The sequence below is a fragment of the Brevibacterium renqingii genome (assembly GCF_017808105.1).
Classification (GTDB): domain Bacteria; phylum Actinomycetota; class Actinomycetes; order Actinomycetales; family Brevibacteriaceae; genus Brevibacterium; species Brevibacterium renqingii.
Map to the genome: position 1 here is coordinate 122,359 of NZ_JADBHF010000011.1, position 22,821 is coordinate 145,179.

Genomic DNA, 22,821 nt, shown 5'->3' on the forward strand with positions numbered 1-22,821 from the left:
GCCTGCCCGTCAGGGGGCCAGGCCCTCCATGGCCCGGTCGACGATGGTCTCGGCGATGGCCAGCGCCGAGGTGGCTCCCCACTTCGGGACGGCCCTGACCATGGTCAGCCGGCCGCGGACGGTCGTGACGAGGTCGTCGATGAGCTCACCGTCGTCGTTCATCGCCTGTGCGCGGACCCCGCGCGAGCCCTCCTCGATGGATGCGGCCTCGAGTCCGGGAACGAATCTGCGCACTCCGTCGACGAACGCCGACCTGCTCACCCTGGGCCTCACGCCGCGGGCCGCGGTCCTGGCGGTCTGCGCGGCGTACTTCCAGAAGCCCTTGAACCGTGCCGTCGATCCGATGTCGCCGAGGTCGAAGCCGCGCCTCTCATAGGTCTCCCGGCCGAGGGCGACGAAGGTGTTGGGGCCCAGGACGAGCGCATCGTCGAGTCCGCGGAGGATCGAGGTCTCGGCGAAGGGAGCGTGCGGGTCGGGCACGGAGCCGACGATGCCGCGGACCGCCTCGGCGCCGGTGGACGGGATCGTGTAGTGATCGCCGGTGAACGGCACGATCCAGGGCTGTGCGTCCGATCCGGCGGCCACCGCGAGTCGGTCGGCCTGCAGCCCCGCGCAGACGATGACCATGTCGAAGGTGCCCAGGACCTCCTCGGTCGGTGCGTTCGTGGGGCGCGTGTCGGAGCTGCGCGACCACGAACTCGACAGCTTCTCTCGCCACTGCCCGATCGCCGATTCGGCCTGCTTGAACCACTCCTGCTCGCCGAAGCGATCGCGCAGCTCATCGCCGACGCCGATGACCGGCTCCCGGGCCTCGTCACCTCGGTAGGTCCGCGGTCGGTCGTGTACCTGTTCGACTCGTCGATCGGCATCGTCTGCCCCGGTTCCTGTCTCATCATCTGCACCGCGTTCTGCACCGGATTCCGCGTCGCGCTCAGCGGGCTCGGCTCGCGCCGGTGCTGTGCGTCCCCGCAGCCGGACCTCGTTGCTCATGACGTCGAATCCGGTCACTTCGGTCCCGAAGCGCATGGTGCCGCCGGCGAGGCGCACATCGGAGACGAGCTCCTCGGCCAGTGCCGCGAAGTCGGCGACGGCGGCGTGCGGAGCCCACAGCCCGAGGACACCCCTGACTGCGGGTTCGACCTCGCGGATCTCGTGTCGTTCGAGCAGGCGCACGCCGGGGATCGCATTACCCTCGGCCCGGGCGAAGAGCTCTTCGAGCCGCTCCGCCTCGTCGGTGTTCTGCGCGACCATCAGCTGTCCGCATTCGCGGTAGGGCACGCCGCGTTCGGCCATATAGGGGATCAGCAGCTGCACGCCTCGGCGGGCGAGCGCGGCCGCGGCGGAGCCGGGGATCTGCTCGAGTCCGGCATCGACGATTCCGGAGGTGTGACCGCTCTGATGTGCGGCGACGGTATCGGCCTTGTCGATGACGGTGATTGCGGCGTCGGGGAGTCTCCTGGTGACCTCGCGGGCTGCGGCGACTCCGAGGACGCCGGCACCGACCACGGCCACTCGTGAAATACTCATACAGCAATCTTGGCACCGTTCGGGATGAAGGAGAAGGATGACGACCGTCTTGGAATGGCCGGGCAAGGCCCAGGCGTTCGCCCTCGGTCGTCGCCTCGTCGATGGTCAGTCCCACCCCCACCTCGGCGATGGCCCGCATCTGCGCCTCGGCGATGGGGGCGGACCCTACGTTCCCGCTCCCCGCGAGAACCTCCTCGTCGTCGGGGACAATCTGCCGGCGCTCACGGCGCTGCTGGCCACGCACCGCCAGCGGGTCAAGGTCGTCTACATCGACCCGCCGTACAACACGGGCAATGCGCACACGTACAAGGACCACGGGCACGATCACGCCAGCTGGCTGAATTTCATGACTCCGCGGCTGCTGCTGGCCCGCGAGCTCATGCGCGACGACGGGGTGCTGTTCCTGCACCTCGATGACCAGGAGAGTGCGTGGGCGCAGCTGCTCGGGCATGAGATCTTCGGCGAGGACAATTCGCTGGGCACGCTCATCCATCAACGCGCCAAGGGCGGAGGCAATGCGCCGTCCTTCGTGCGCGGGCACGACTATGTGCACGTGTGGGGGCGGGACGCGAGCCGGGTAGGGCCGTTCCTCACGGAGAAGAAGTCACCGGCGAAGCTCGAAGTCATCGACGGACACCGGATGCTCGTGGAGACCGATGTGCTGCGCGCCGGGTTCGGACGCTATGCGCGCGGGTCCGAGCGGCGGCTGATGTACGAGGACATCCTCGCCGTCAAGGGAGCGAAGAAGCTCGCCGAGGTGGACGCGAAGCTGGACTCGGGCGAGTACATTCTGCGCCCGTGGGGGAAGGCGGGCAAGCACGCGGTGGTGCGGGTGACGCCGGCGGAGAAGGCGAGTTCGAAGATGTACTCGATCATCAAGGCTCTCGGCGGGCAGAACGATCTCGAGCCGCTGGGGCTCGGCGGGGTGTTCAGCTATCCGAAGCCCGTGGAACTGGTCAAGGCGCTCGTGGCTTCGCAGACGTTCTTCGACCCCGAGGCCATCGTCCTCGACTTCTTCGCCGGTTCCGGGACCACGGCGCAGGCGGTGATGGCCGCGAACGAACGGGATTCGGGGTCGCGGTCGTTCGTGCTCGTGCAGACCCCGGAGCCCCTGCGATCGAAGAATGCCCGCGCCGTGGTTGCTGCCCAGGACGGGCGGGCCGGGGACGGCGCCGGGGCTGCCTCGGGCGGGGCAGGCTCGGGCGCGGGCGGCGGATCTCGCGGGGCTGCCTCGGGCGGGGGCGATGGCAACGCCGAGTTCCCGACGATCAGCGAGCTCACCGCCGAACGCATCCGTCGCGCCGCCGACGTCCACTCCCCCGGACTGCCGTTCACCCGGCTCGACGTCGTCGAGGGCGAGTAGGCCTGCACCGCGTTTGTGGTCACTGCACCGAGGCGAAAGACCCGATTCACCGGATTCGCCTCGGCGCAGTGACCACAAACGACTTGGCCCCGGGTCGGGAGCGTCGCGAATTTCGAGTCTGGCGCGCACAGCTCGTCCGCAGCTCCGCCCTGACCTGACTCGTTCGGCCCTGACCTGACTCGTTCGGCGCTCGCATGTGCTCCGGTCTGTTCGGAGGTCACTGGAAAATGAGACTCTGCGTGCAGACAGTTGGACTCCTCAGTCGGCACTCGGGTCGAGGTCGTAGGCTCAAGGGTGAGCCTGACGTTCGCTTCGAGATTGCGACTCTCACGCCGGAGCCGAGGTGTTCGCACGAGCATCGCCGATCCTCGGGCGTCGCATGACCGCAATGCCTGACGCGTCACGGCTCGCCGACAAACGAAGTCTCTGCTGAAAGGGAACAGCCATGTCCGTTGTCGCTATCAATGCCCTCACCGTCCCCGAGGCCGCCCGCCCCGAACTCGAGAAGCGCTTCGCCGAACGCAAGCATTCCGTCGATGACGCCCCCGGGTTCGAGGGCTTCCAGCTGCTGCGTCCCGTCGCCGGAGGCGACCAGTACTTCGTCTACACCCAGTGGGCGACCCGCGAGGACTTCGAGAACTGGCGTGCGAACCGCACCTCGGCGCACGAATCGATGGGGAAGAAGCCCGTCACCGAATCTGCGAACCTCCTCGAGTTCGAGGTCGTCGACCTCGGCGAGTGAGCGTCACAGTCAAGGACGTCGACCTCTGCGACGGCGTCCTTGATCGATTCACCGGATATCTCAGCGATCTTCGGGCAGTCGGGCGATCGACTCTCCGGTAACTTTCAGAATCCTGCTACTCTGCCTCTCGGAGCTCGCGCGCGTCGACTCGTGACCGCGGCGCACCGCTTATCCATCCACAGAGAAGTGACGAGGTATCCCATGAGTCAGCCTGAAACCCAGACCGTCTCCGATGACCGGGGACATGGCTTCGTCCGCGCCCTCGGCACGGTTGACGCCCTCTTCATCGGCTTCGGTGCCATGATCGGCTTCGGCTGGGTCGTGCTCACCGGAGAATGGCTCAACGGCGCGGGCACGCTCGGCGCGATCATCGCCTTCGCCGTCGGCGGCGTCATCATGTGCTTCGTCGGCACCGTGTATTCGGAGATGGTCGCGGCCATGCCACATGCCGGCGGTGAGCACAACTACCTCATCCGTGCGATGGGTCCTCGCGTTTCGCTGTTCGGGTCCTGGGCCATCACCGGCGGCTACATCAGCGTCGTGATGTTCGAGGCCGTGTCGGTGCCGAAGACCGCGCTCTATCTGTTTCCGAACCTCGAACAGATCAAGCTGTGGAACGTCGCCGGCTTCGACGTCTACCTCACCTGGGCCCTGGTCGGCACGATCACCGCGATCATCATCGCCTTCGTGAACATCCGCGGAGTCAAGGTCGCCTCCTTGGTGCAGACCTTCGTCGTGTGGTTCCTCATCATCGTCGGCCTCATGTTGCTGACCGGCGGCTTCGTCGGCGGCAAACTCGAGAACACCGAGCCGCTGTTCACCGGAGGCGGCGCCGGATTCATCGGTGTCATGGCCGTCGTGCCGTTCCTCTTCGTCGGCTTCGACGTCATCCCGCAGTCCGCCGAGGAGGTTAAGCTTCCTCCGGCCAAGATCGGCAAACTCGTCGTCCTCTCGGTCATCATGGCGATCGTCTTCTATGTCGTCATCATCGGCACGACGTCCATGGCGATGCCCGCCGACCAGATGGGCACCCATGATCTCGTCACCGCCGATGCCCTGTCGATCATGTTCGACTCGACCGTGTGGGGCAAGATCGTCATCGCCGGCGGTCTGGCCGGCATCATCACCTCGTGGAACGCCTTCCTCATGGGCTCATCCCGCCTGATGTGGGCGATGTCCGCGGCAGGCATGATCCCAAAGTGGTTCGGCAAGCTGCACCCGAAGTATCGCACCCCGTCGAACGCCATCATCTTCATCGGCCTCCTGTCGGCGATCGCGCCGTTCTTCGGCACCGCCGCCCTCGGCTGGATCGTCGACGCGGGATCGCCGGCCATCGTCATCGCTTACTTCCTCGTCAGCGTCGGCTTCCTCATCCTGCGTAAGCGCGAACCGAACATGGAACGGCCTCTGCGCATCGGAGGACCGCGCAACGGCGGTGTGATCATCGGCGTGATCTCCTCGGTGCTCACGCTCATCCTCTTCATCCTCTATATTCCGATCACCCCGGTCTCGGCCCAGCTGGCGTGGCAGTCGTGGGTGGGCTTCGCCGTGTGGCTGCTCGTCGGCATCTGGTTCATGTTCAGACTGCCCACCGGCATCAAGGCCGGCCCGAACGCGGAGACCGAACTTCTCGCCAAGGTCAAGGCCCTCCGCGGAAAGTAGACGCGGCTGAGCCAGCACCCTGGGATCCGAATTCCGGCGCCCGATCACAGCACCCCTCGTCGCTGGTCGCATAGCCTCCCGTTGCAACGGGGCGATATGCGGCTAACGGTGAGGGGTGCGTTTCTATCTGTAGGAGGTGCCGCGAAGGGTAGGAGGTGTTGCGGACCGTACGTGATGCTGCGAAGGGTACGTGATGCCGCGAGCGGTGAGTGCTGCGAACTCCGCTTGGGGAGGCGGCAGTGTGCGGACGTGCGAACGCGGCCGCCGGCTCTGGGCAGCAGCGACCGCGCTCGGATTGTGGGACGCGCTCGGCGTCAGGTCGAATCGAGAGGACTCTCGGCGTGCGAGAGTGCTCTCGAGACGAGACGGCGCTCTGCGCGAGCGGCGTCGTCAGACAGCGGCGTCGAGACCGCGCATCTTCAGACGCTCGCGCTGGTTGGGGTTGACGCTGGGACGGAACGGCATCTCGACCACCTCGGCGCGGACCGGTTCGCCCGGCTTGTCGGCGAAAGGCTCGGGCAGGTGCACCCAGTACTCGGTGCCGAGGGCCGTCGCCTCGACGGGCACATAGGCCATGGCGATGTTCGCCTCGAGCTCCGGTGAGTACCACGGCGAGGTCACGTACCCGACTGCCTCCCCGCCGGAAGTGGCGGAGACGAGCCAGAAGTCAGGCGCGTAGTCGGTGATCGGTTTGCCTCCGACCAGCAGTCCGACCAGCTGGTTGCGATACGGCGGTGTGCCGGCCTCGATCTGCTCGCGCACCTCCTCGAGCCGAGCCTTGCCGATGTAGTCGGCCTCCTTCTTCCGGGGCACCTGGTAAGACAGGTTGACCTGGAACGGCAGGGTCTCGAAGTCCATGTCCTGTCCCCAGGAGAGGATGCCGGCGGCGATCCTGCGATGGTGGCTGGGTGCGACGACCCTGAGGTTGTAGGGCACCCCGGCCTCGAGGACGGCGTTCCACATGTCCTCAGCGTACTTCGTCGCCTCCTTGAGGTAGATCTCGTAGCCCTTCTCGCCCGTGAACCCGGTCTGAGAGATGATGACGTCGTGACCGCCGACCTGAGCCTCCATGAGGCCGAAGCTCGGCAGCGTGCGCCCTTCCTCACCGACGAGATCGGCGATGACGTCCACGGACTTCGGACCCTGGACCTGCACGGGTGCGACGTCGATCTCCTGGATCGTGACGTCGAACCGTCCGCCGACGTTGACCCCCTGCAACCAGAGCATGAGGTCGGTGTCGGAGAGGCTGAACCAGAATTCGTCGATGCCGACGCGCAGCAGGATCGGATCGTTGAGGATGCCGCCGGCCTCATTGCACAGGATGACGTAGCGGGCCCGCATGACCGGGATCTTCGTCGCATCACGGGTGATGACGAAGTTGACGAACGCCTCGGCGTCGGGGCCTTTGACCTGGATCTGGCGTTCGACCGCCACGTTCCACAGGGTCACGTCATTGACGAGGGACTGGTACTCGGCCATCATCCCGCCGTCTTCGCGGGGGATGTAGCCGCGCGGATGGTACATGCGGTTGTAGATCGACGCCCGCCAGCAGCCCTGCTGCATGGACAGCTCCCAGTATGGGGACTTGCGGACGCGGGTGTCGATGAGCATCTCGACCGGAGTCGGGCCGGACTGACGTAGGTTGATCGGGACTTCTCTGTCGCTTTGATCCACTGACGGGACGTTGTTGTCCATGGTGTTCCCCCTGCTCGCACAGTTTTATATTATGGAACTCAATTCCCATATTATGGGTATAATGAGTGTAAGATCGAATACACCGGGACGCAAGGGACTCGATCCCCGAGTTTCACGGATCGGGCTTTCGAGAAGGAGACGAGGATGTCAAAGGCAACGCTGCGCACGCTTCTCAGCACCGCCCGCTACGAGATCCTGCCGACGGCAGGAGTCGTCGACCGCATCGAGGAGCACATCGCCCCCGGCCGCGAGATCACGGTCACCGCCTCGACGGGGCTGAGCCTCGAAGCGACCATCGCGACCGCCGAACAGCTGCAGGCGCTCGGCTTCCATGCCGTGCCGCACGTCGCCGCGCGCATGGTCCAGGGCAGGACCGAGCTCGAAGAGATCGTCGGCCGACTCGCCGAGGCGGGGGTCGACCGGATCTTCGTCCCCGCCGGTGACGCCACTCCACCTGCCGGCGGCTACGCAGGAGCCCTCGACCTGCTCTTCGACCTCTCGAGCATGGCGGCGCCGTTCCAGCACATCGGCGTGAGCGCCTACCCCGAGTCCCATCCGCTGATCTCCGATGATGTGACCGTCCAGGCCATGTGGGACAAACGAGACTACGCCACGCACATCGTGTCGAACCTGTGCTTCGACCCGGCGACGATCGCCGCGTGGCTGCCGAGAGTGCGCTCGCGCGGAATCGAGCTTCCGGTCATCCTCGGCATCGCCGGCAAGGTCGAGCTGGGCAAGCTCGCACGGGTGGCGACGAAGATCGGCGTCGGCGAGTCCACGCGGTTCCTGCGCAAGAACACTGCGACGTTCACTCGGATGGCCAAACCCGGCGGCTACAATCCCCGGAAGTTCCTCGACAAGCTCGCGCCGGTCCTCGACGACGCCTCCATGGGCGTGGCCGGCCTGCACATCTACACGTTCAATCAGATCAAGGACACCGAGGTCTGGCGGCGCAAGCAGCTCGCAGCGCTCGGCGGGGCCGAGGAGTTCACCAGCCTGCAGTAAGCGAGCCGCTGCTCGATCACCGCTCAGCCGCTGCTCGGTCGCTGCGGGAGGGTCTGCCCGAGAACTGGGCGCGATCGGACACTTTCCGCGGCCGAAACTATCCGATTGCGACCACCTCTCGCTTCGGAGGCGCCCGACGGGCAGACCGCTCGCCCTACCGGTGGGCGACCTTGCGCTTGAGTGTGCGCGAGAGCAGCCCCGCCTCGTCGGCCAGCAGCGCACCGAGCTTCTGATGATGATCGGCGATGCGCATCGTCGGCCCCGAGATGCCGACGGCCGCGACCACGTCACCGTCGACGCCGAATACCGGCGCGGCCAGCGCGTCGAGGCCGACCTCGAACTCCTCGTGCACGATGGCGAAGCCGCGTTCGCGCACCTCGGCGAGGTTGTCGGTCAGCTCCTTGCGCGAACCCAGTGTGCGCTCCGTGCGCCGCTCGAGACGCCCCGTCGGCAGCGGGATGACGTCGAAGGCGTACATGATCTTGCCCAGCGCCGAGCAGTGCGGCGGAACGTCGACATCGACCCAGTTCGTGGCACCGAGGACGAAGGTCGAATCGACCTGGGCGACCTGCACGACCCCCTTGGGCCCCGGCACGGCCAGGTTGACCGTCTCCCCGGTCTCCTCGCTCAGGCGCTGCAGGGTCGGATCGGCCGCAGCGACGAGGTTCTCGACCCGGTCGAAGCGCGAGGCGTAGGTGGCGAAGAGCGGGCCGCCGCGATAGAGCCCGTCCCCGTCACGCTCGACCAGCCCGTTGCGCTCGAGCGCCGAAAGCAGACGCGAAACCGTCGAACGGGCCAATTCTGTCGCGTCGACGACCTCGGTGTAGGAGATCGGGTCGTCGGATCGGACGACCAGCGACAGTATCTCGGCCGCCCGGTCGATCGACTGGGTCCCATTGCTCATCGTGCTCAGCTCCGTCGGGGACAGTAAGGCCGGCGGACGCGGTCCACCAGCCGGACTCACCCTACCTCACACGGTCGGGCTCTGGTCGGGTTGCGCTTCGTGCGTTACAGTTTCGAAATGAGCAACAATGAGCCCGGCTCCGGCACCGTCCAGTCCGTCGATCGGGCCGTGACGCTCCTCGAGATCATCGCCCGCACCGGACTGGCGGGCATCACCGAGCTCGCCGGCGAGCTCGGGGTGCACAAGTCGACCGCCTCGCGCATCGTCGCCACCCTCGAGGCCCGCGGGCTCGTCGAGCAGGACCAGCATCGCGGAAAGTACCGCCTGGGTCTGTCGATCCTCCGTCTGGCCGGAGCGACGACCGCGCGGCTGGACATCGTCCAGGAGGCGCGGCCGATCGCGAAGATGCTCGCCGAGGCGACCGGGGAGACCATCAATGTCGCCGTGCTCTCCGACGGCGCCGCCCTGTATCTCGACCAGGCCGCGTCCACTGCCTCGGTGCAGAGCCACAACTGGGTCGGCCAGCGCATCCCCCTGCACGCGACTTCGAACGGCAAGGTCCTGCTCTCGGGAATGAGCGAGGCGAGCATCCGCTCGACCCTGGCCGCGAAGCTGCCGAGCTTCACCCCGCACACCGTGACCTCGATCCCGCAGCTGCTCACCCAGATCGCCGAGGTGGCCGCGGACGGGTTCTCGCTCGTCGTCGATGAGCTCGAGGTCGGCCTCACCGCCGTGTCGGCCCCCGTGCGCAATGCCCACGGCGACGTCATCGCCTCGATCTCCGCCTCCGGCCCGAGTTTCCGCTTCACCGAGGAGAGGGCCCGCTCCGCGCGGGACCTCCTCACCTCGGCCGCCGCCGACATCTCCGCCCGCCTCGGCTGGCGCGAACACTGACCGACCCCTTGACACGCCCGTCTCCGCAGGGGGACGATCCTCATACAGAGTTCCACATCGCGCACCCCGTTGCATATTTCGCAACAGTGTCGGTGAAGGCGAAGAAGCCTTCAGAGAGGAGCCGCCCATGGCTTCCATTCCCGCCCAGGCAAGCGTCGTCGTTGTCGGAGCCGGCATCGTCGGCAACAGCCTCGTCCACCATCTCGCCGAGCTCGGCTGGACGGACATCGTCCAGGTCGACAAGGGCCCTCTGCCGAATCCAGGCGGCTCGACCGGGCACGCCTCGAACTTCATCTTCCCCGTCGACCACTCGCGCGAGATCACCGACCTCACGCTCGACAGCATGCGCCAATACAAGGAGCTCGGCGTCTTCACCGAGTCCGGCGGATTCGAGGTCGCGCGCACCGAGGAACGGATGCAGGAGCTCAGGCGGCGCATGGCCTCGGCGCGGGCCTGGGGCATCGAATCGGAGCTCGTCACCCCCGCAGAGGTCGCCGAGAAGGTGCCCTTCCTCGATCCCGAGGTCATCGTCGGCGCCTTCTGGACGCCCACCGTAGGAGTCGTCGACTCGGTGCGCGCGGGCACGATGATGCGCGAGTCCGCCGAATCCAAGGGTGCACTGACGGTGTCACCCAACACCGAGGTGACCGGCATCGACGTCGAAGACGGCCGGATCGTGCGCGTGCACACGACGAAGGGCGAGATCGCCACGGAGCGCATCCTCGTCGCCTGCGGAGTGTGGTCACCGCGCATCGCAGCCATGGCCGGCGCCTCGATCCCGCTGTCGCCGGCGGTGCACCAGATGATCAGCGTCGGACCCGTCCCCCAGCTGGCCGAGCGCCCCGGCGAGATCTCGTTCCCGATCGTGCGCGATATGGACACATTCTGCTATGAGCGCCAACACGGTTCGGACATGGAGATCGGCTCCTACGCCCACCGGCCGATCCTCCACGAGCCCGACGACATCCCCTCGAACGAATCCGCGAAGCTCTCCCCCACGGAGATGCCCTTCACCGATGAGGACTTCGATCCGCAGCTCGAACAGGCCGTCGAACTCATGCCCGAGGTGCTGTCGAACCCCGAGGTCGAGATCCGCTACGCGATCAACGGTCTCCTCTCGCTGACCCCGGACGGGCCCGCCGTCCTCGGCGAATCGCCGGAGGTCAAGGGCCTGTGGTCGGCGGCGGCCGTATGGATCAAGGAGGGACCGGGAGTCGGCCGGGCGGTGGCCGAATGGATGACGCACGGTCTGCCGGAGATCGACGTCCAGGCCGCCGACATCGCCCGCTTCCACTCCCACCAGCGCACCCGCACCCATGTGCAGGCGCGCACCTCGGAAGGCTTCAACAAGACTTACGGCATCGTCCACCCCGCAGAGCAGTGGAACTCCGATCGCAATATCCGCCTCTCCCCCATGCATGAGCGGGAGAAGGAGCTGTCCGCAGTGTTCTTCGAAGCCGGAGGCTGGGAGCGGCCGCAGTGGTACGAATCGAACGCTGGCCTGCTCGAGGAGTTCGGCGAGGCCGTGATGGACCGCAGCGCCGAGTGGGACTCCCGCTGGTGGTCGCCGATCATCAATGCCGAACACCTGGCCCTGCGCAAGCGTGCCGGACTCGTCGACCTCTCGAGCTTCGTCATCTTCGATGTCTTCGGCCCTGCCGCCCTCGACGCGGTCCAGCGCATCGCGCTGGCGCAGATGGATGTCACCATCGGCCGCGTCGTCTACACTCCGATCCTCGATGAGGGCGGCGGCTTCCGCTCGGATCTCACGATCATGCGGCTGGCCCACGACCGGTTCCGCGTCGTCACCGGCGCAGCCCACGGCATGGTCGATCTCAAGTGGTTCGCCGACCGACTGCCCGAGACCGGCGCCCAGATCGCCGATCTCACGAGCTCGTGGACGACGATCGGCCTCTGGGGACCGCGAGCCCGCGACATCCTCGCCGCCGTCACCGATGCCGACGTCTCCCATGAGGGGTTCCGGTTCGGCACCTGCCGGACCATCGAAATCGACTCGCTCGAGGTGCTCGCCTCCCGCATCTCCTATGTCGGCGACCTCGGCTGGGAGCTCTACGTGCCGATGGAATCGGGGCTGAAGCTCTGGGACCTCCTCTTCGACGCCGGCCGCGAACACGGCCTCGTCCCGGTCGGCCTCGGCGTCTACGGCACCACCGGCCGGATCGAGAAGGGGTACCGCGCGTTCGGGGCCGAACTCGATTCCGAGCGCAGCGTCGTCGAGGTCGGAATGAGCAGGCCGAAGGTCAAACCTCAGGACTTCATCGGCAGGGACGCTCATCTGCGGCACCGCGAGGCCGAGCCGAAGACGGTGCTGTGCTCGCTCACCGTCGACGACCACACGAGCTCCAGCGGCGAGAAGCGCTTCATGCTCGGCGGGGAGCCCATTGTCTCCGCGAACGGTGAGCCGCTGGTCGACGGGCACGGACGGGGCGCCTACGTCACCTCGGCGGGCTCGGCTCCGAGCCTCGGCAAGCACGTCCTCATGGCCTTCCTCCCGCCCGCCGAGGCGGTGCTGGGCAACCGTCTCCAGGTCGTCTACATGGAGGAGTTCTATCCGGTGACCGTGGCGTCGGTCGACTCCACGTCGCTGTTCGATCCCGAGAACGAACGCATCAGGAGCTGACGATGAATATCCTCGTGTGCATCAAGCGCGTCCCCGACATCGCCGGCAGCGTCACCCTCGATGACACAGGTGCGGGCATCGACGAGGCCGGTCTCGGCCACACGATGTCCTCGCACGAGGAGTGCGCGGTCGAGCTCGCGATCGGCACCGCCGCCGCGACCGGGGGCACGGTCACCGTGCTCACCGTCGGCCCCGCCGAGGCGGTCGAACAGCTGCGCGCGGCCGTGGCCGTGGGCGCGAACGACGGCATCCTCATCGAGACCGCCGACCCGGCCGCGTTCGGACCGGAGGACATCGCCCAGGTCATCGGCGACGTCGTCCGCGACCGGGCCGAGTCGGGACAGACGTTCGATCTCGTGCTGCTGGGCGACGACGCCGCCGACACCGGCGACTTCCAGGTCGGCATCCGCTTGGCCTACGACCTCGGATACCCGGTGCTGTCGAACATCCAGACGCTCAGCCCGACCGACTCCGGCGGCATCGAGGCGCGCGGGATCGGGCCGGCGGGCACCGAGATCTTCACCGTCGATCTGCCGGCCGTCATCGCCGTCCACGAGGGCGGAGTCGACCCGCGCTACCCGTCGATCACCGGACGCATGAAGGCGAAGAGGGCCCCTATCGCCGAATACGACGCGCCGGAGCCCAGTGCCGGCAATCCGCGCATCCGGCTCGAACTGCCGGAGGTCAAGCAGAGTTCGGTGACCGTCCTCGGCGAAGGCCCCGAGGCGGCGCCGGCCCTGGTCGATGTCCTCGAAGAGATCGGAGTGATCCGGCCATGACACTCGTATTCGTCGAAACCGATGCCGACGGCCAGGTGACGCTCACCTCCGCCGAGGCCGTCACCTTCGCCCGCATCCACGCCACGGAGCTGCTCTCCCTTCTGCCTGACGGCGGCGCTTCGAACGCGGGCAACACGGAAGCGGTGGTAGTCGGCGACCTCAGCGAGGACGCCGTCGCCGAACTCGGGCGGCTGGGGGTGGAGACCATCCACCATCTCGAGCATCCGGAGCTCGAGGAGTATTCGGCGGCCGCCTGGGCGCAGGCGATCGTCGACATCGCACCCGAGTCCGGCACGCTGCTGGCGTCGGGGACGCCGCGGGGCATGGAGCTCATGGCCCATGCCGCGGTCCGCACGGGCGAGCGCATGGCGGCCAATGTCGTCTCCGCCGATGATGACGGTCTGCTGCGGCAGGTCTTCGGCGGGACCGCGTTCGAGAGGCTCCGCCTGGACGGCGATCTGCATGTGCTCACCGTCGCCGGCCACGCCTGCACCCCTGAGGAGACGACCCCGACGAACCCGGAGGTCCTCGAGTACGAACTCGAGATCGCCGAGGAGGACCTGCACACCCGTGTCGTACGCACCGAGGACGAGGACGCCGACGACGCTTCGGGACTGTCCTCCGCACGAGCCGTGGTCGGAGCCGGTCGCGGAGTGGGCTCGGAGAACGGCTTCGGCGAGGTCCTCGAACTCGTCGACCACCTCGGCGGGGCCTTGGGCGTCTCTCGTGTGGTCACGGGCCTCGGGTGGCGGCCGCATGTCGAGCAGGTCGGCCAGACAGGCAGCCGGATCTCGCCTGACGTCTACATCGCCTGCGGGATCTCGGGCGCGATCCAGCACATGGCCGGCGTCGAGGGAGCGAAGACGCTCGTGGCCATCAACACCGACGAGGAGGCGACGATGGTCCAGCGCGCGGACTATGCGATCATCGGCGATCTCCACGAGGTGGTCGCCGCCGTCAACGAGGAGATCGTCCGCCGCCGGGGGTGAGTCGCCCCCTTGGTCCGGAGTGGGCTGCCACTTTGTCGGGGGTGAGATTTCCGTTGCCGCGTACCAGCTGGTTAACTGTAGAACGATCGTTAAGTGACAGTTCTGCGAAGCTCCCGGAGGCAAGCGTGGCAACATTCGAATACTCACCCGAGGTGCGCTGGTCGGACCAGGACATGCTCGGCCACGTCAACAATGCACGGCTCATCACACTCGTCGAGGAGGGCCGCATCCGCTGGATGAATGAGATCCGCGCCGGCCACATCACCGGCGGCGGCCTGCTCGTGGCCCACCAGTCGATCGACTACATCGTGCCCGTGATGTACGGACCGCAGCTGACGATGAGCGTTTCGGTGAAGAAGCTCGGCAACTCCTCATTCACCGTCAACACCCGCGGCGACCAGGACGGACGACAGGTCTTCGACCACGACTGCGTCCTCGTCCACATCGATCGCGAGACCTCGAAGCCGACCCCGCTGACGCCCGAGCTGCGCGCCGCCTTCGAACCGTACCTGCAGGGCTGAGGCGACCCAGACCACATCACCGCGATCTGAGACCTTCCGGAGCGGGCGTCCACTGGCTCGCCCGAAGTCGCCGGATCCGGCTCCGTCGGCACATCGGCTCGGCCTTCGGCAGCGGACAGCGGTAAACTTGCCTGTGATCGACTCTGGTGCGGGCGGAAGCGCTCCGCCCGCAGACCAGCGCGGCGACGGCCTCACCAGGCCGAAGCGCCAGAGCTCACAGGAAGGAACGATGGCAGCAGCACCCCCGTCGCCGGTCTCGGCACGCAGGCAGGCGCGCCATGTCACGGTCTTCCTCGACGTCGACGGCGTCCTCAACTCCTATCCGGTGCCCACCCTGCGCATCATGACTGAAGGCCGGAAGAAGCTGCACGCGTGGAACTACGAACTCCACTACCGCCCCGCCGTCATCGCGTTCTTCGACCGCATCGTCGAAACCCACGAGGTCGACGTCGTATGGCTGTCGACCTGGTCGCAGCGATGCAAGTCCGAACTCGAACCGAAATTCGGACTGCGCAACTCCTTCGAAGTCATCGAAATGCCCGATGAGACCCACAACCGCTACGCCGCCGACCCGCAGCTGTGGTGGAAAGCCAAAGCGATGGAGGAATGGCTGGCGGTGCACGAGCACGGCCGGGCGATCTGGATCGACGACGACCTGGCCTGGCCGGCCACGCGCGAGTACTTTCAGAACCGCTACTCGGCGAACCGTCTCAAACTCATTGCCCCCGACTTCTCACACGGTCTGACGAAGGCGCACCTCAAGGAGATCAGAGGGTTCGCCTACCCGAAAGCCGGCGACCCGAAGACCGCGCGTCCGAAGGCATCCGGTTCGAAGCTCGCCGGCTCGAGAGCTTCCCAGACGAAAGAGGATGCATGACGCGCATCGGCCTGCTCGATTCCGGTCTCGGCCTCCTCGGCACCGCCGACGCACTCTTCCACCTCGCCCCGGACGCTGACCTGGTCCTGGCCATGGACCCGGACTTCACTCCCTACGGCGGCCTCAGCAGCGAAACGCTCGAACAGCGCGTTCTGCACTCGGCCGGAGTGCTCGCCGAATGGGAACCCGATGCCATCGTCATCGCCTGCAACACCGCCTCGGTGCAGGCACTCGAAGCCGTCCGCGCCCGCTATGAGCCCGATATCCCCGTCATCGGCACCGTCCCGGCAGTGAAGATGGCCGCCGGGACGGGCCAGGACTTCGCGATCTGGGCGACACCGGCGACCACGGGCAGCGCCTACCAGCAGAACCTCATCGACTCGTTCGCCGCCGATCTGCACGTGGCCAAGGTCGCCTGCCCCGGACTCGCCGAGGCGATCAACATCGGCGACCTCCCGACGATCGATCGTGCCATCGAGGACGCGTTCGCTCAGATGGGGCCCGGCATGGAGGCCGTGGTCCTCGGCTGCACCCACTACGGACTCGTCGCCGACCGGATCATGGCCGCCCGCGCAGGTGCCCTCACCCTCTTCGACTCCCCCATGCCCGTGGCCAAGCAGACCCTGCGCCGCATCGGCCTCGAACCCGCCGGCATCGGCGACGAACAGCCGGGCACCGGCCGCGTGTTGGCCACGTACGCATCCGGCCGCCGCGTGCGTCTGCCCGAGTCCCTGACCGCCTATCCGGCCGGGAAGCGGCTGCTGGCGCGAGAGTCGCGCGAGAGCGACGCCGACCGCGATTGAGGCACCTCCGCCTTCCCCGGCGAATGGGCCGGGATTATAACCGACCTGAACACCTTTGACCAAACGAGTGCTAGCATGGAGAGACAGTCAGTCGTCAAAGGAGGCGATTCGACATGTTGGCGCTCAGTATCCTCGCCGCACTTGTCGCACTCGGAGCCATCACGCTGGGAAACAGCCTGAGGATCGTCAAACAGTATGAGCGCGGGGTGATCTTCCGACTCGGCATGGTGAATTCCGAACCCAAGGAACCGGGCATGACGGCGATCGTCCCCTTCGTCGACAAGATGGAGAAGGTCAACCTCCAGATCGTGACCATGCCGATCCCCGCCCAGGAGGGCATCACCCGCGACAACGTCACCGTCCGCGTCGACGCCGTCATCTACTTCAAGGTCGTCGACCCGCGCAAGGCCGTCGTCGACGTCGAGGACTATCAGCTCGCCGTCGGCCAGGTCGCCCAGACCTCCCTGCGCTCGATCATCGGCCAGAGCGAGCTCGACGACCTGCTCACCAACCGCGAACGCCTCAACCAGGGCCTGGCCATCATGATCGACAGCCCCGCCGTCGACTGGGGCATCCACATCGACCGCGTCGAGATCAAGGACGTGGCCCTGCCGGAGACGATGAAGCGTTCGATGTCCCGCCAGGCCGAAGCCGAACGCGAGCGCCGCTCCCGCGTCATCATCGCCGATGGTGAGCTGCAGGCATCGAACAAGCTTGCCCAGGCCGCCGAGGCGATGGCCCACACCCCCTCGGCCCTGCAGCTGCGTCTGCTCCAGACCATCGTCGAGGTGGCCGCCGAGCGGAACTCGACCCTGGTCCTGCCCTTCCCCGTCGAGCTGCTCCGCTTCCTCGAAGGCAACACCCCGTCCTCATCCGCGGCGGCACCTGCCGAGGAGTTCCCGCTCAGCGACGACGAGACGCCGGCCGACGCGGGCGGACAGACGAAGGCATCGACGACGGCCGACCTCGACGCGATCGTCAAGGCGATGTCCGAATCGCTCAGGCTCACCGGCATCATGCCCGAGCAGGAGCGCACGACCTCCGACATGCCGGAGCAGGAGCGCACCACATCGGATGCAACCGAGCAGGAGGGCCACCTCGGTCACGCCTGAGCGCCGAGGCGACCCGAAGGAGCCTCACCTCGCTCAGCGTCCGTCCAAGCCGAACGACTAGGCTGGAGTCATGGACCTCAAGCGCACCAGCAGGACAGTCATCATCAATGGTGTCATCGCCTTCGTGATGGGTGTGCTGATGCTGGTCTGGCCCGGCGCCACCGCCGAGGTGGTCGTGCGCATCTTCGCCTGCTGGCTCGCCGTCATCGCCGTGTCCTCCCTCGTCTTCGCTCCGCGCGGAGGCCGCACCGGCAGTCTGGTCGCCCGCGCCGTCCTGCTCATCCTCCTCGGGGTGCTCATCTTCCTCACCCCGATGCTGTTCGCGTCCATGGTCACGGTGCTCACCGGCTTCGCGATCATCTTCTTCAGCTTCCTCGCCCTCACCGTGTCCTTCTTCATCCGTCGGCTCGGTGTCCGCTCCTGGTGGGTGCTCACGGTCATCGGCGCCCTCGGCATCATCCTCGGGGCCTTCTTCCTCTTCGCTCCTCAGGCCGGAGTCACCACCCTGATCTTCGCCCTGGCCGGGTTCATCATCCTCGTCGGCATCGCCCTCGTCGCCCTCGGTCTGCGCCTGCGCAAGGCCGACCACCGGTTCAAGGCCGATCCGCACCGCAACCGTCCCGACGACGGCGGCGGCGATGTCATCAGCGGCGAGATCATCGAATAAGCCGCGACCGGCCGCCTCGGCGAGCTCTTCCTTCACCTGCACCACCCGATCACCCGCGCGCGTCTGCGGTCAGCTGCTCACGTCTGAGCGGCCGTCCACTCGCGCGGGGGTGGCCGCAGTCACGCCCGAGCACGCCTTCCGCGTATCCGTGTCCAGTGTCACAGTCGATGTTCCCGTCCTGCGTTCACCTTCGCGTCCCATCCTTTCGAACCCGCTCGCATAGCACCTGACCTGGAAATTCACGTGAACTCAGGGCGAACTGCATCGACTGTGCATCGAGAGTTCCCGGCAGCCGGGATCGGAGTTCACCGTCCGTTCACCTTCCCCGTAACCCTGCGGTCATCCAGCCTGCGAATCATGGAGTCAGAACCAGCCTGTACGAATGATCTTCGCTAGGAGTTTTGAATGACCCAGGTTCTGGCCCCGGAGCGCCACACTCCGACGCCTGCCGTCGGCCGCAGCAATGACCGCCTCTGGCACCTGGTCTTCGGTGCCCTCCTCGCGGTCACCCTCATCGCTTTCACGCTGTGGTCATTCGACTTCGTGGGCCGGGACGCACCTCGCATGGTGCTCATCACGACGGTCATCTTCGGCGCGTTCATGGCGTTCAACATCGGCGGCAACGATGTGGCGAACGCATTCGGCACATCGGTCGGCGCCGGCACCCTGACGATGAAGCAGGCGCTTCTCGTGGCCGCCGTGTTCGAAGTCAGCGGCGCCCTGCTGGCCGGCGGCGACGTCACCGACACGGTCAAGAGCGGGATCGTCGACCTCGGGGCCGTCGCCCTCGACCCGATGGACTTCGCGTTCATCATGATGGCCGCCCTCCTCGGCGCCTCCGTATGGCTGCTCCTGGCGACCCGCATGGGCTGGCCCGTGTCGACGACGCACGCGATCATCGGCGGCATCATCGGCGCCTCCCTGACCATCGGCTTCGTCACCGGCACCGGCAGCCTGTCCATGGTGCAGTGGTCGGAGGTCGGCCAGATCGCTATCTCCTGGGTGCTCTCACCGGTGCTCGGCGGGCTCGCCGCATTCCTCATCTACGGGCTGATCAAGAAGTACGTCCTCGGAAATACGCTCTCGCACACCCTGAAACCGCACATGCTGGCGCCCGTCGCCGCCGCGGAGGGCACCGTCGATGCACAGATCGACGAGGCGACCACCACAGAGCCGGAGGCAGGAACCATCGGCACGCACACGTCGCTGCAACGCTGGGTTCCCCTCGTCGCCGCCGCAGGCGCGGTCATCATCACCGCGATGCTGCTGTTCAAGGGGCTGAAGAACCTCGACATGAGCGTGAGCACCTTCGGCGGCATCCTCGTGATGGCGATGATCGGCATCGCCGTGTGGCTGGCCGTCTTCGTCTTCGCCAAGACCCTGCGCAAGCAGACGGTCCCCCGCGCGACCTACATCCTCTTCTCCTGGATGCAGGTGTTCACCGCCTCCGCCTTCGCCTTCAGCCACGGCTCCAACGACATCGCGAACGCCGTCGGCCCCTTCGCCGCCGTCCTCGACGTGCTGCGCACCGACAGCATCCACGCCGAGACGACCGTGCCCTTCGCGGCGATGCTCACCTGCGGCATCGCCCTGATCGCGGGCCTGTGGTTCATCGGCCGCAAGGTCATCGCCACCGTCGGAACGAACCTCACCGAGATCCACCCGGCCTCGGGCTTCGCCGCCGAACTCGCCGCGGCTGGAATCGTCATGGCCGCCTCGGTCAGCGGACTGCCCGTGTCCTCGACCCACATCCTCATCGGCGCGATCATCGGAGTCGGACTGGTCAACCGCTCGGCGAACTGGAAGCTGATGAAGCCGATCGCTCTGGCCTGGGTCATCACGCTGCCGGCAGCGGCGACCATTGGGGCCGCCGGCGTCCTGACGCTGCGCACCGTCCTCGGCTGACGAGGGCCGGCGCCGCGATGAGCGGGTCGCTGCCCGGTGCATTCGACCGCCGACCCGGCGGCTTCGACCGGCCCGCTTGAAATGATCGGCTCACCCCGCAGATCCCCCTTGGGAGTCTGCGGGGTTCTCTTCGTCCTTCCCCGGCTACCCCGCAGACAGTGCCGCGAAGTTCCTCTGGTGGTCGCATCCGCCCTGTGCTAGCTTGGTGCGCATGGGAACATTGAACAGCAGCGCAATGACTGCGCCTTGCTTCTGCATTCGTCCTCGCCGCGCCTGACGGCGCGCTCGACGAAGTCTCCGTGATCGGCTGACCGGCTTCGGTCGCCTCGATCTCTTTCTGCAAGCGCGTTGTCTTCCCGGATCGTCATCGGCATCCGGGCGATGCGACAATCGGCTGACTCCTCAACGATCATTCCCTGATCGATCGGATTCACACTCATTGCGCTGCCTCGGGTGCCTCCATCTCCAACCGTGGAGCACCTTCCAATGCGACCCCATTCCTCATCCCATTCGGTGCACGGCGGCCGACACGAACTCGGCCAGAATTTCCTTCGCTCTTCCACCACCATCGACACGATAGCGAGCCTGACACGCGCCACCTCCGGTCCCATCATGGAGATCGGCCCCGGAGGCGGAGCAGTGACCAACGAGCTCTATCGGCTCGGACGCCCGCTCACTCTCGTGGAACTCGACGAAACGAGGCTTGATCACCTTGAAGACACATTTCCTCGGGCCGAGGTCCGGCACGCCGACATCCTGACCACCCGGTTCGACCGGCCGGTCATCGTCGGCAATCTGCCCTTCCATCTCACCACTCCCATCCTCCGCAGGCTGCTGCGCGCGAGGCGGTGGCAGCAGGCCATTCTGCTCATCCAATGGGAGGTGGCTCGCAAACGCGCCGGAGTCGGCGGCTCGACCATGATGACTGCTCAGTGGGCTCCCTGGTTCGACTTCCGCCTCGTCGAACGCGTCCCCGCCGATGCATTCGCACCGAAGCCCAGCGTCGATGGCGGGATCCTCTCCATCGATCGCTGTTCCACCAGCTCGATCCCCTACAGGGACCGATCCGACTATCACCGGTTCGTCCACGCGGTATTCACCGGCCGAGGGCGGGGAATGAAAGGAATCCTCTCGAGGATGAGCATCACCGATCAGCGCACACTGCAAGCGACTTTGGACCGCAACGACATCAGAGGAGATGCCTTGCCACGAGATCTCACCCCCGACCAGTGGACCGGCGTGTACACCGATCTGGCCGGCGATCCAGCTCCGCAGAACGCAAGGGCGCGGCAGCACTCGCGCACCCACCCGAAGCCGGCAACAGCCACACGCAAACAGAGGAATTCGACGAAAGGACACACCATGCGAAACGACGGCAATGCCAAGCGCAATGAGAAAGACCAGAAGAAGAGCCGCGGCTCGGTGCTCGGAACCGATCCGGCAGTCACCGGCGATGCTCCAGCAGTCACCGGAGCGGACGCGGCTGCGGAGAGACCGGTGATCACCGGCGAGCTGCCGATCGTCGGTGCCGAACAGGCCGCCGAGAAGCTCCAGGCCTCTATCCCGGGCGCCTCCCCGAAGTCGAGGAGCCATGACAAGGGGCGCCTGCAGGCCGAGCGCGGTTTCATGAACCAGCACCAGAAGCCGCAGCAGCCGCAGCCGAGGTGGAACTTGCCGCGGAGGTAGACGTCGACCGGGAACGCCCGGCGACCTCACAGTCACGAGGTCGCCGGGCAATCCCACTGTCCGGCGTCGTGTCATCCCTTGCCCCTACACTGAGAATACGTTCATGAGTCGTGGCCATCGGTACCTGGCCGGCCACGCGGCAACCCGTCATCGACCGGGTGCCCCAGGGGAAGAACGGGTCCGGGCAGCCAGTCCGGGCAAGCTTCGATCCGGACCCGCGCTGCAGAAGCGCGTCCGGGAAGGACGGTCCACCATGTCCGCAGAATTCCACGACGACCATCTCCCCTCCGACCGACACCACGACCCCGAGGATCGGTGGCCTGGTTTCGAGGCCGAGGAGGCCCTGTACTGGGCTCGCGTGCTGTTGCGTCACTCCCCCGGTCCGCAGCGTGCGGGCATCAAGGCGCAGATGCACACGGCCATCGAACGCGGCGTGCCCGTCACCGGCCCCGAGTGGGTGCGCACGGCCGAGACCGCCCGCGGCGACGGGTTCACTCCAGTGCTCTACCAGACCCTGTTCGAGACGCTGCAGACGATCTCTCCCGCTTCGTTCCGTTCCCACCCGGGGCACCGGAAGACAGTGTTCAAGACCTATGTGCCCGGCACGCCATATGAGTCCGAACTCTGGAGCGATTGGCCGCGTCTGTTCCTGACAGAAGGATTCGACGCACGCACGGCCACGAGCCTGGCGCTGCTGCGCGCCGAACCGAGGTTCCCGCAGACGCAGAAGAGAGGAGACGTCGAAGCGTGAGTCAGGCCTCGTCCGAGGCGGTGACACGCAGATAGACGGCAGCGGCGAGCGCGGCCTCGATCGTCTCCTGAACTCCGCCGATGGCAACGGTGACGTGCTCTTCGGAGCGGGCGAGGACATCGAGTTCGGCATCGGGCAGGACCCCTGCCTCGGCGAGCCGTCCGAGCACCAGCGGATCGGCATCGGAGACCCGCAGCACCTCGTAGTGTCCGGAAGCCGCCGCGGCCAGCAGGGTGGGCGTGTGGGAGTCCACACGCCCGTCCGGGCCGGGGATCGGGTCACCGTGCGGGTCCGACGT

General features: G+C 66.7%; 19 protein-coding genes, 1 pseudogene and 1 riboswitch. Of the genes and pseudogenes, 16 read left to right on the top strand and 4 right to left on the bottom strand.

Annotation, left to right across the window (positions count from 1 at the left end):
- Positions 1-9: 9 nt before the first annotated feature.
- The gene (locus IHE57_RS12465) at positions 10-1,527 is read right to left on the bottom strand and encodes an FAD-dependent oxidoreductase (RefSeq protein WP_216630023.1); all 1,518 of its coding nucleotides are present in this window, start codon (positions 1,525-1,527) and stop codon (positions 10-12) included.
- A 37-nt stretch (positions 1,528-1,564) separates the two neighbouring features.
- On the opposite strand from IHE57_RS12465, the gene IHE57_RS12470 reads away from it, so the two are divergent.
- The 3 genes from IHE57_RS12470 (at position 1,565) to IHE57_RS12480 (ending at position 5,294) form a co-directional block, all read left to right on the top strand.
- Complete coding sequence (locus IHE57_RS12470; protein ID WP_209373395.1) at positions 1,565-2,890, top strand: site-specific DNA-methyltransferase; 1,326 nt, start codon at positions 1,565-1,567, stop codon at positions 2,888-2,890.
- A 445-nt stretch (positions 2,891-3,335) separates the two neighbouring features.
- On the top strand, positions 3,336-3,632 hold the full coding sequence (locus IHE57_RS12475; protein WP_209373397.1) for an antibiotic biosynthesis monooxygenase family protein: 297 nt from the start codon (positions 3,336-3,338) through the stop codon (positions 3,630-3,632).
- 201 nt (positions 3,633-3,833) lie between these two features.
- Positions 3,834-5,294, top strand: coding sequence for an APC family permease (locus IHE57_RS12480; RefSeq protein ID WP_209325999.1), 1,461 nt, complete (start codon positions 3,834-3,836; stop codon positions 5,292-5,294).
- A 390-nt stretch (positions 5,295-5,684) separates the two neighbouring features.
- Here IHE57_RS12480 and IHE57_RS12485 read toward each other — a convergent pair whose 3' ends face one another.
- Positions 5,685-6,968, bottom strand: coding sequence for a glycine cleavage T C-terminal barrel domain-containing protein (locus IHE57_RS12485; protein WP_343071915.1), 1,284 nt, complete (start codon positions 6,966-6,968; stop codon positions 5,685-5,687).
- Between the two features lie 165 nt (positions 6,969-7,133).
- On the opposite strand from IHE57_RS12485, the gene IHE57_RS12490 reads away from it, so the two are divergent.
- Positions 7,134-7,994 (top strand): methylenetetrahydrofolate reductase, encoded by an 861-nt coding sequence (locus IHE57_RS12490; protein ID WP_209373404.1) that lies wholly within the window; start codon positions 7,134-7,136, stop codon positions 7,992-7,994.
- A gap of 154 nt (positions 7,995-8,148) precedes the next feature.
- Here IHE57_RS12490 and IHE57_RS12495 read toward each other — a convergent pair whose 3' ends face one another.
- The gene (locus IHE57_RS12495; protein WP_209325997.1) at positions 8,149-8,898 is read right to left on the bottom strand and encodes an IclR family transcriptional regulator; all 750 of its coding nucleotides are present in this window, start codon (positions 8,896-8,898) and stop codon (positions 8,149-8,151) included.
- A 117-nt stretch (positions 8,899-9,015) separates the two neighbouring features.
- Between IHE57_RS12495 and IHE57_RS12500 the strand changes: the two genes are divergently transcribed.
- The 12 genes and pseudogenes from IHE57_RS12500 to IHE57_RS12555 all read left to right on the top strand — a co-directional run bounded on the left by IHE57_RS12500 (position 9,016) and on the right by IHE57_RS12555 (position 22,523).
- The gene (locus IHE57_RS12500; RefSeq protein ID WP_209373406.1) at positions 9,016-9,792 is read left to right on the top strand and encodes an IclR family transcriptional regulator; all 777 of its coding nucleotides are present in this window, start codon (positions 9,016-9,018) and stop codon (positions 9,790-9,792) included.
- A 127-nt stretch (positions 9,793-9,919) separates the two neighbouring features.
- Positions 9,920-12,433, top strand: a complete 2,514-nt coding sequence (locus IHE57_RS12505; RefSeq protein WP_209373409.1) for a GcvT family protein — start codon at positions 9,920-9,922, stop codon at positions 12,431-12,433.
- A 2-nt stretch (positions 12,434-12,435) separates the two neighbouring features.
- Positions 12,436-13,212 carry an electron transfer flavoprotein subunit beta/FixA family protein gene (locus IHE57_RS12510; RefSeq protein WP_209373410.1) on the top strand — a complete coding sequence of 259 codons (777 nt, stop codon included), beginning with the start codon at positions 12,436-12,438 and terminating at the stop codon, positions 13,210-13,212.
- Positions 13,209-14,201 carry an electron transfer flavoprotein subunit alpha/FixB family protein gene (locus IHE57_RS12515; protein WP_209373412.1) on the top strand — a complete coding sequence of 331 codons (993 nt, stop codon included), beginning with the start codon at positions 13,209-13,211 and terminating at the stop codon, positions 14,199-14,201. The genes IHE57_RS12510 and IHE57_RS12515 overlap by 4 nt, the downstream gene beginning before the upstream one ends.
- Positions 14,202-14,326: 125 nt before the next feature.
- Complete coding sequence (locus IHE57_RS12520) at positions 14,327-14,722, top strand: acyl-CoA thioesterase (RefSeq protein ID WP_209373413.1); 396 nt, start codon at positions 14,327-14,329, stop codon at positions 14,720-14,722.
- 229 nt (positions 14,723-14,951) lie between these two features.
- Positions 14,952-15,599 carry an HAD domain-containing protein gene (locus tag IHE57_RS12525; protein ID WP_209373415.1) on the top strand — a complete coding sequence of 216 codons (648 nt, stop codon included), beginning with the start codon at positions 14,952-14,954 and terminating at the stop codon, positions 15,597-15,599.
- Positions 15,596-16,402: a glutamate racemase gene (locus IHE57_RS12530; protein WP_209373416.1), complete on the top strand. Its 807-nt coding sequence runs from the start codon at positions 15,596-15,598 to the stop codon at positions 16,400-16,402. The genes IHE57_RS12525 and IHE57_RS12530 overlap by 4 nt, the downstream gene beginning before the upstream one ends.
- Before the next feature lie 113 nt (positions 16,403-16,515).
- Positions 16,516-17,514, top strand: coding sequence for a slipin family protein (locus IHE57_RS12535; RefSeq protein WP_209373418.1), 999 nt, complete (start codon positions 16,516-16,518; stop codon positions 17,512-17,514).
- Between the two features lie 70 nt (positions 17,515-17,584).
- Complete coding sequence (locus tag IHE57_RS12540; RefSeq protein ID WP_209373420.1) at positions 17,585-18,181, top strand: HdeD family acid-resistance protein; 597 nt, start codon at positions 17,585-17,587, stop codon at positions 18,179-18,181.
- A gap of 405 nt (positions 18,182-18,586) precedes the next feature.
- Positions 18,587-20,086, top strand: coding sequence for an inorganic phosphate transporter (locus tag IHE57_RS12545; protein ID WP_209373422.1), 1,500 nt, complete (start codon positions 18,587-18,589; stop codon positions 20,084-20,086).
- A gap of 486 nt (positions 20,087-20,572) precedes the next feature.
- Positions 20,573-21,346, top strand: a pseudogene (gene erm / locus IHE57_RS16845) (23S ribosomal RNA methyltransferase Erm); the annotation flags it as partial.
- Positions 21,347-21,871: 525 nt separating this feature from the next.
- Positions 21,872-21,982: riboswitch (SAM riboswitch) on the top strand.
- 43 nt (positions 21,983-22,025) lie between these two features.
- Entirely contained in the window at positions 22,026-22,523 is a 498-nt protein-coding gene (locus IHE57_RS12555) for a hypothetical protein (protein ID WP_209373426.1), read from the top strand.
- Position 22,524: 1 nt separating this feature from the next.
- Here the strand turns inward: IHE57_RS12555 and IHE57_RS12560 are convergent.
- On the bottom strand, positions 22,525-22,821 hold a 297-nt coding region (locus IHE57_RS12560; protein ID WP_209373428.1), incomplete at its 5' end, for a ferrous iron transport protein A.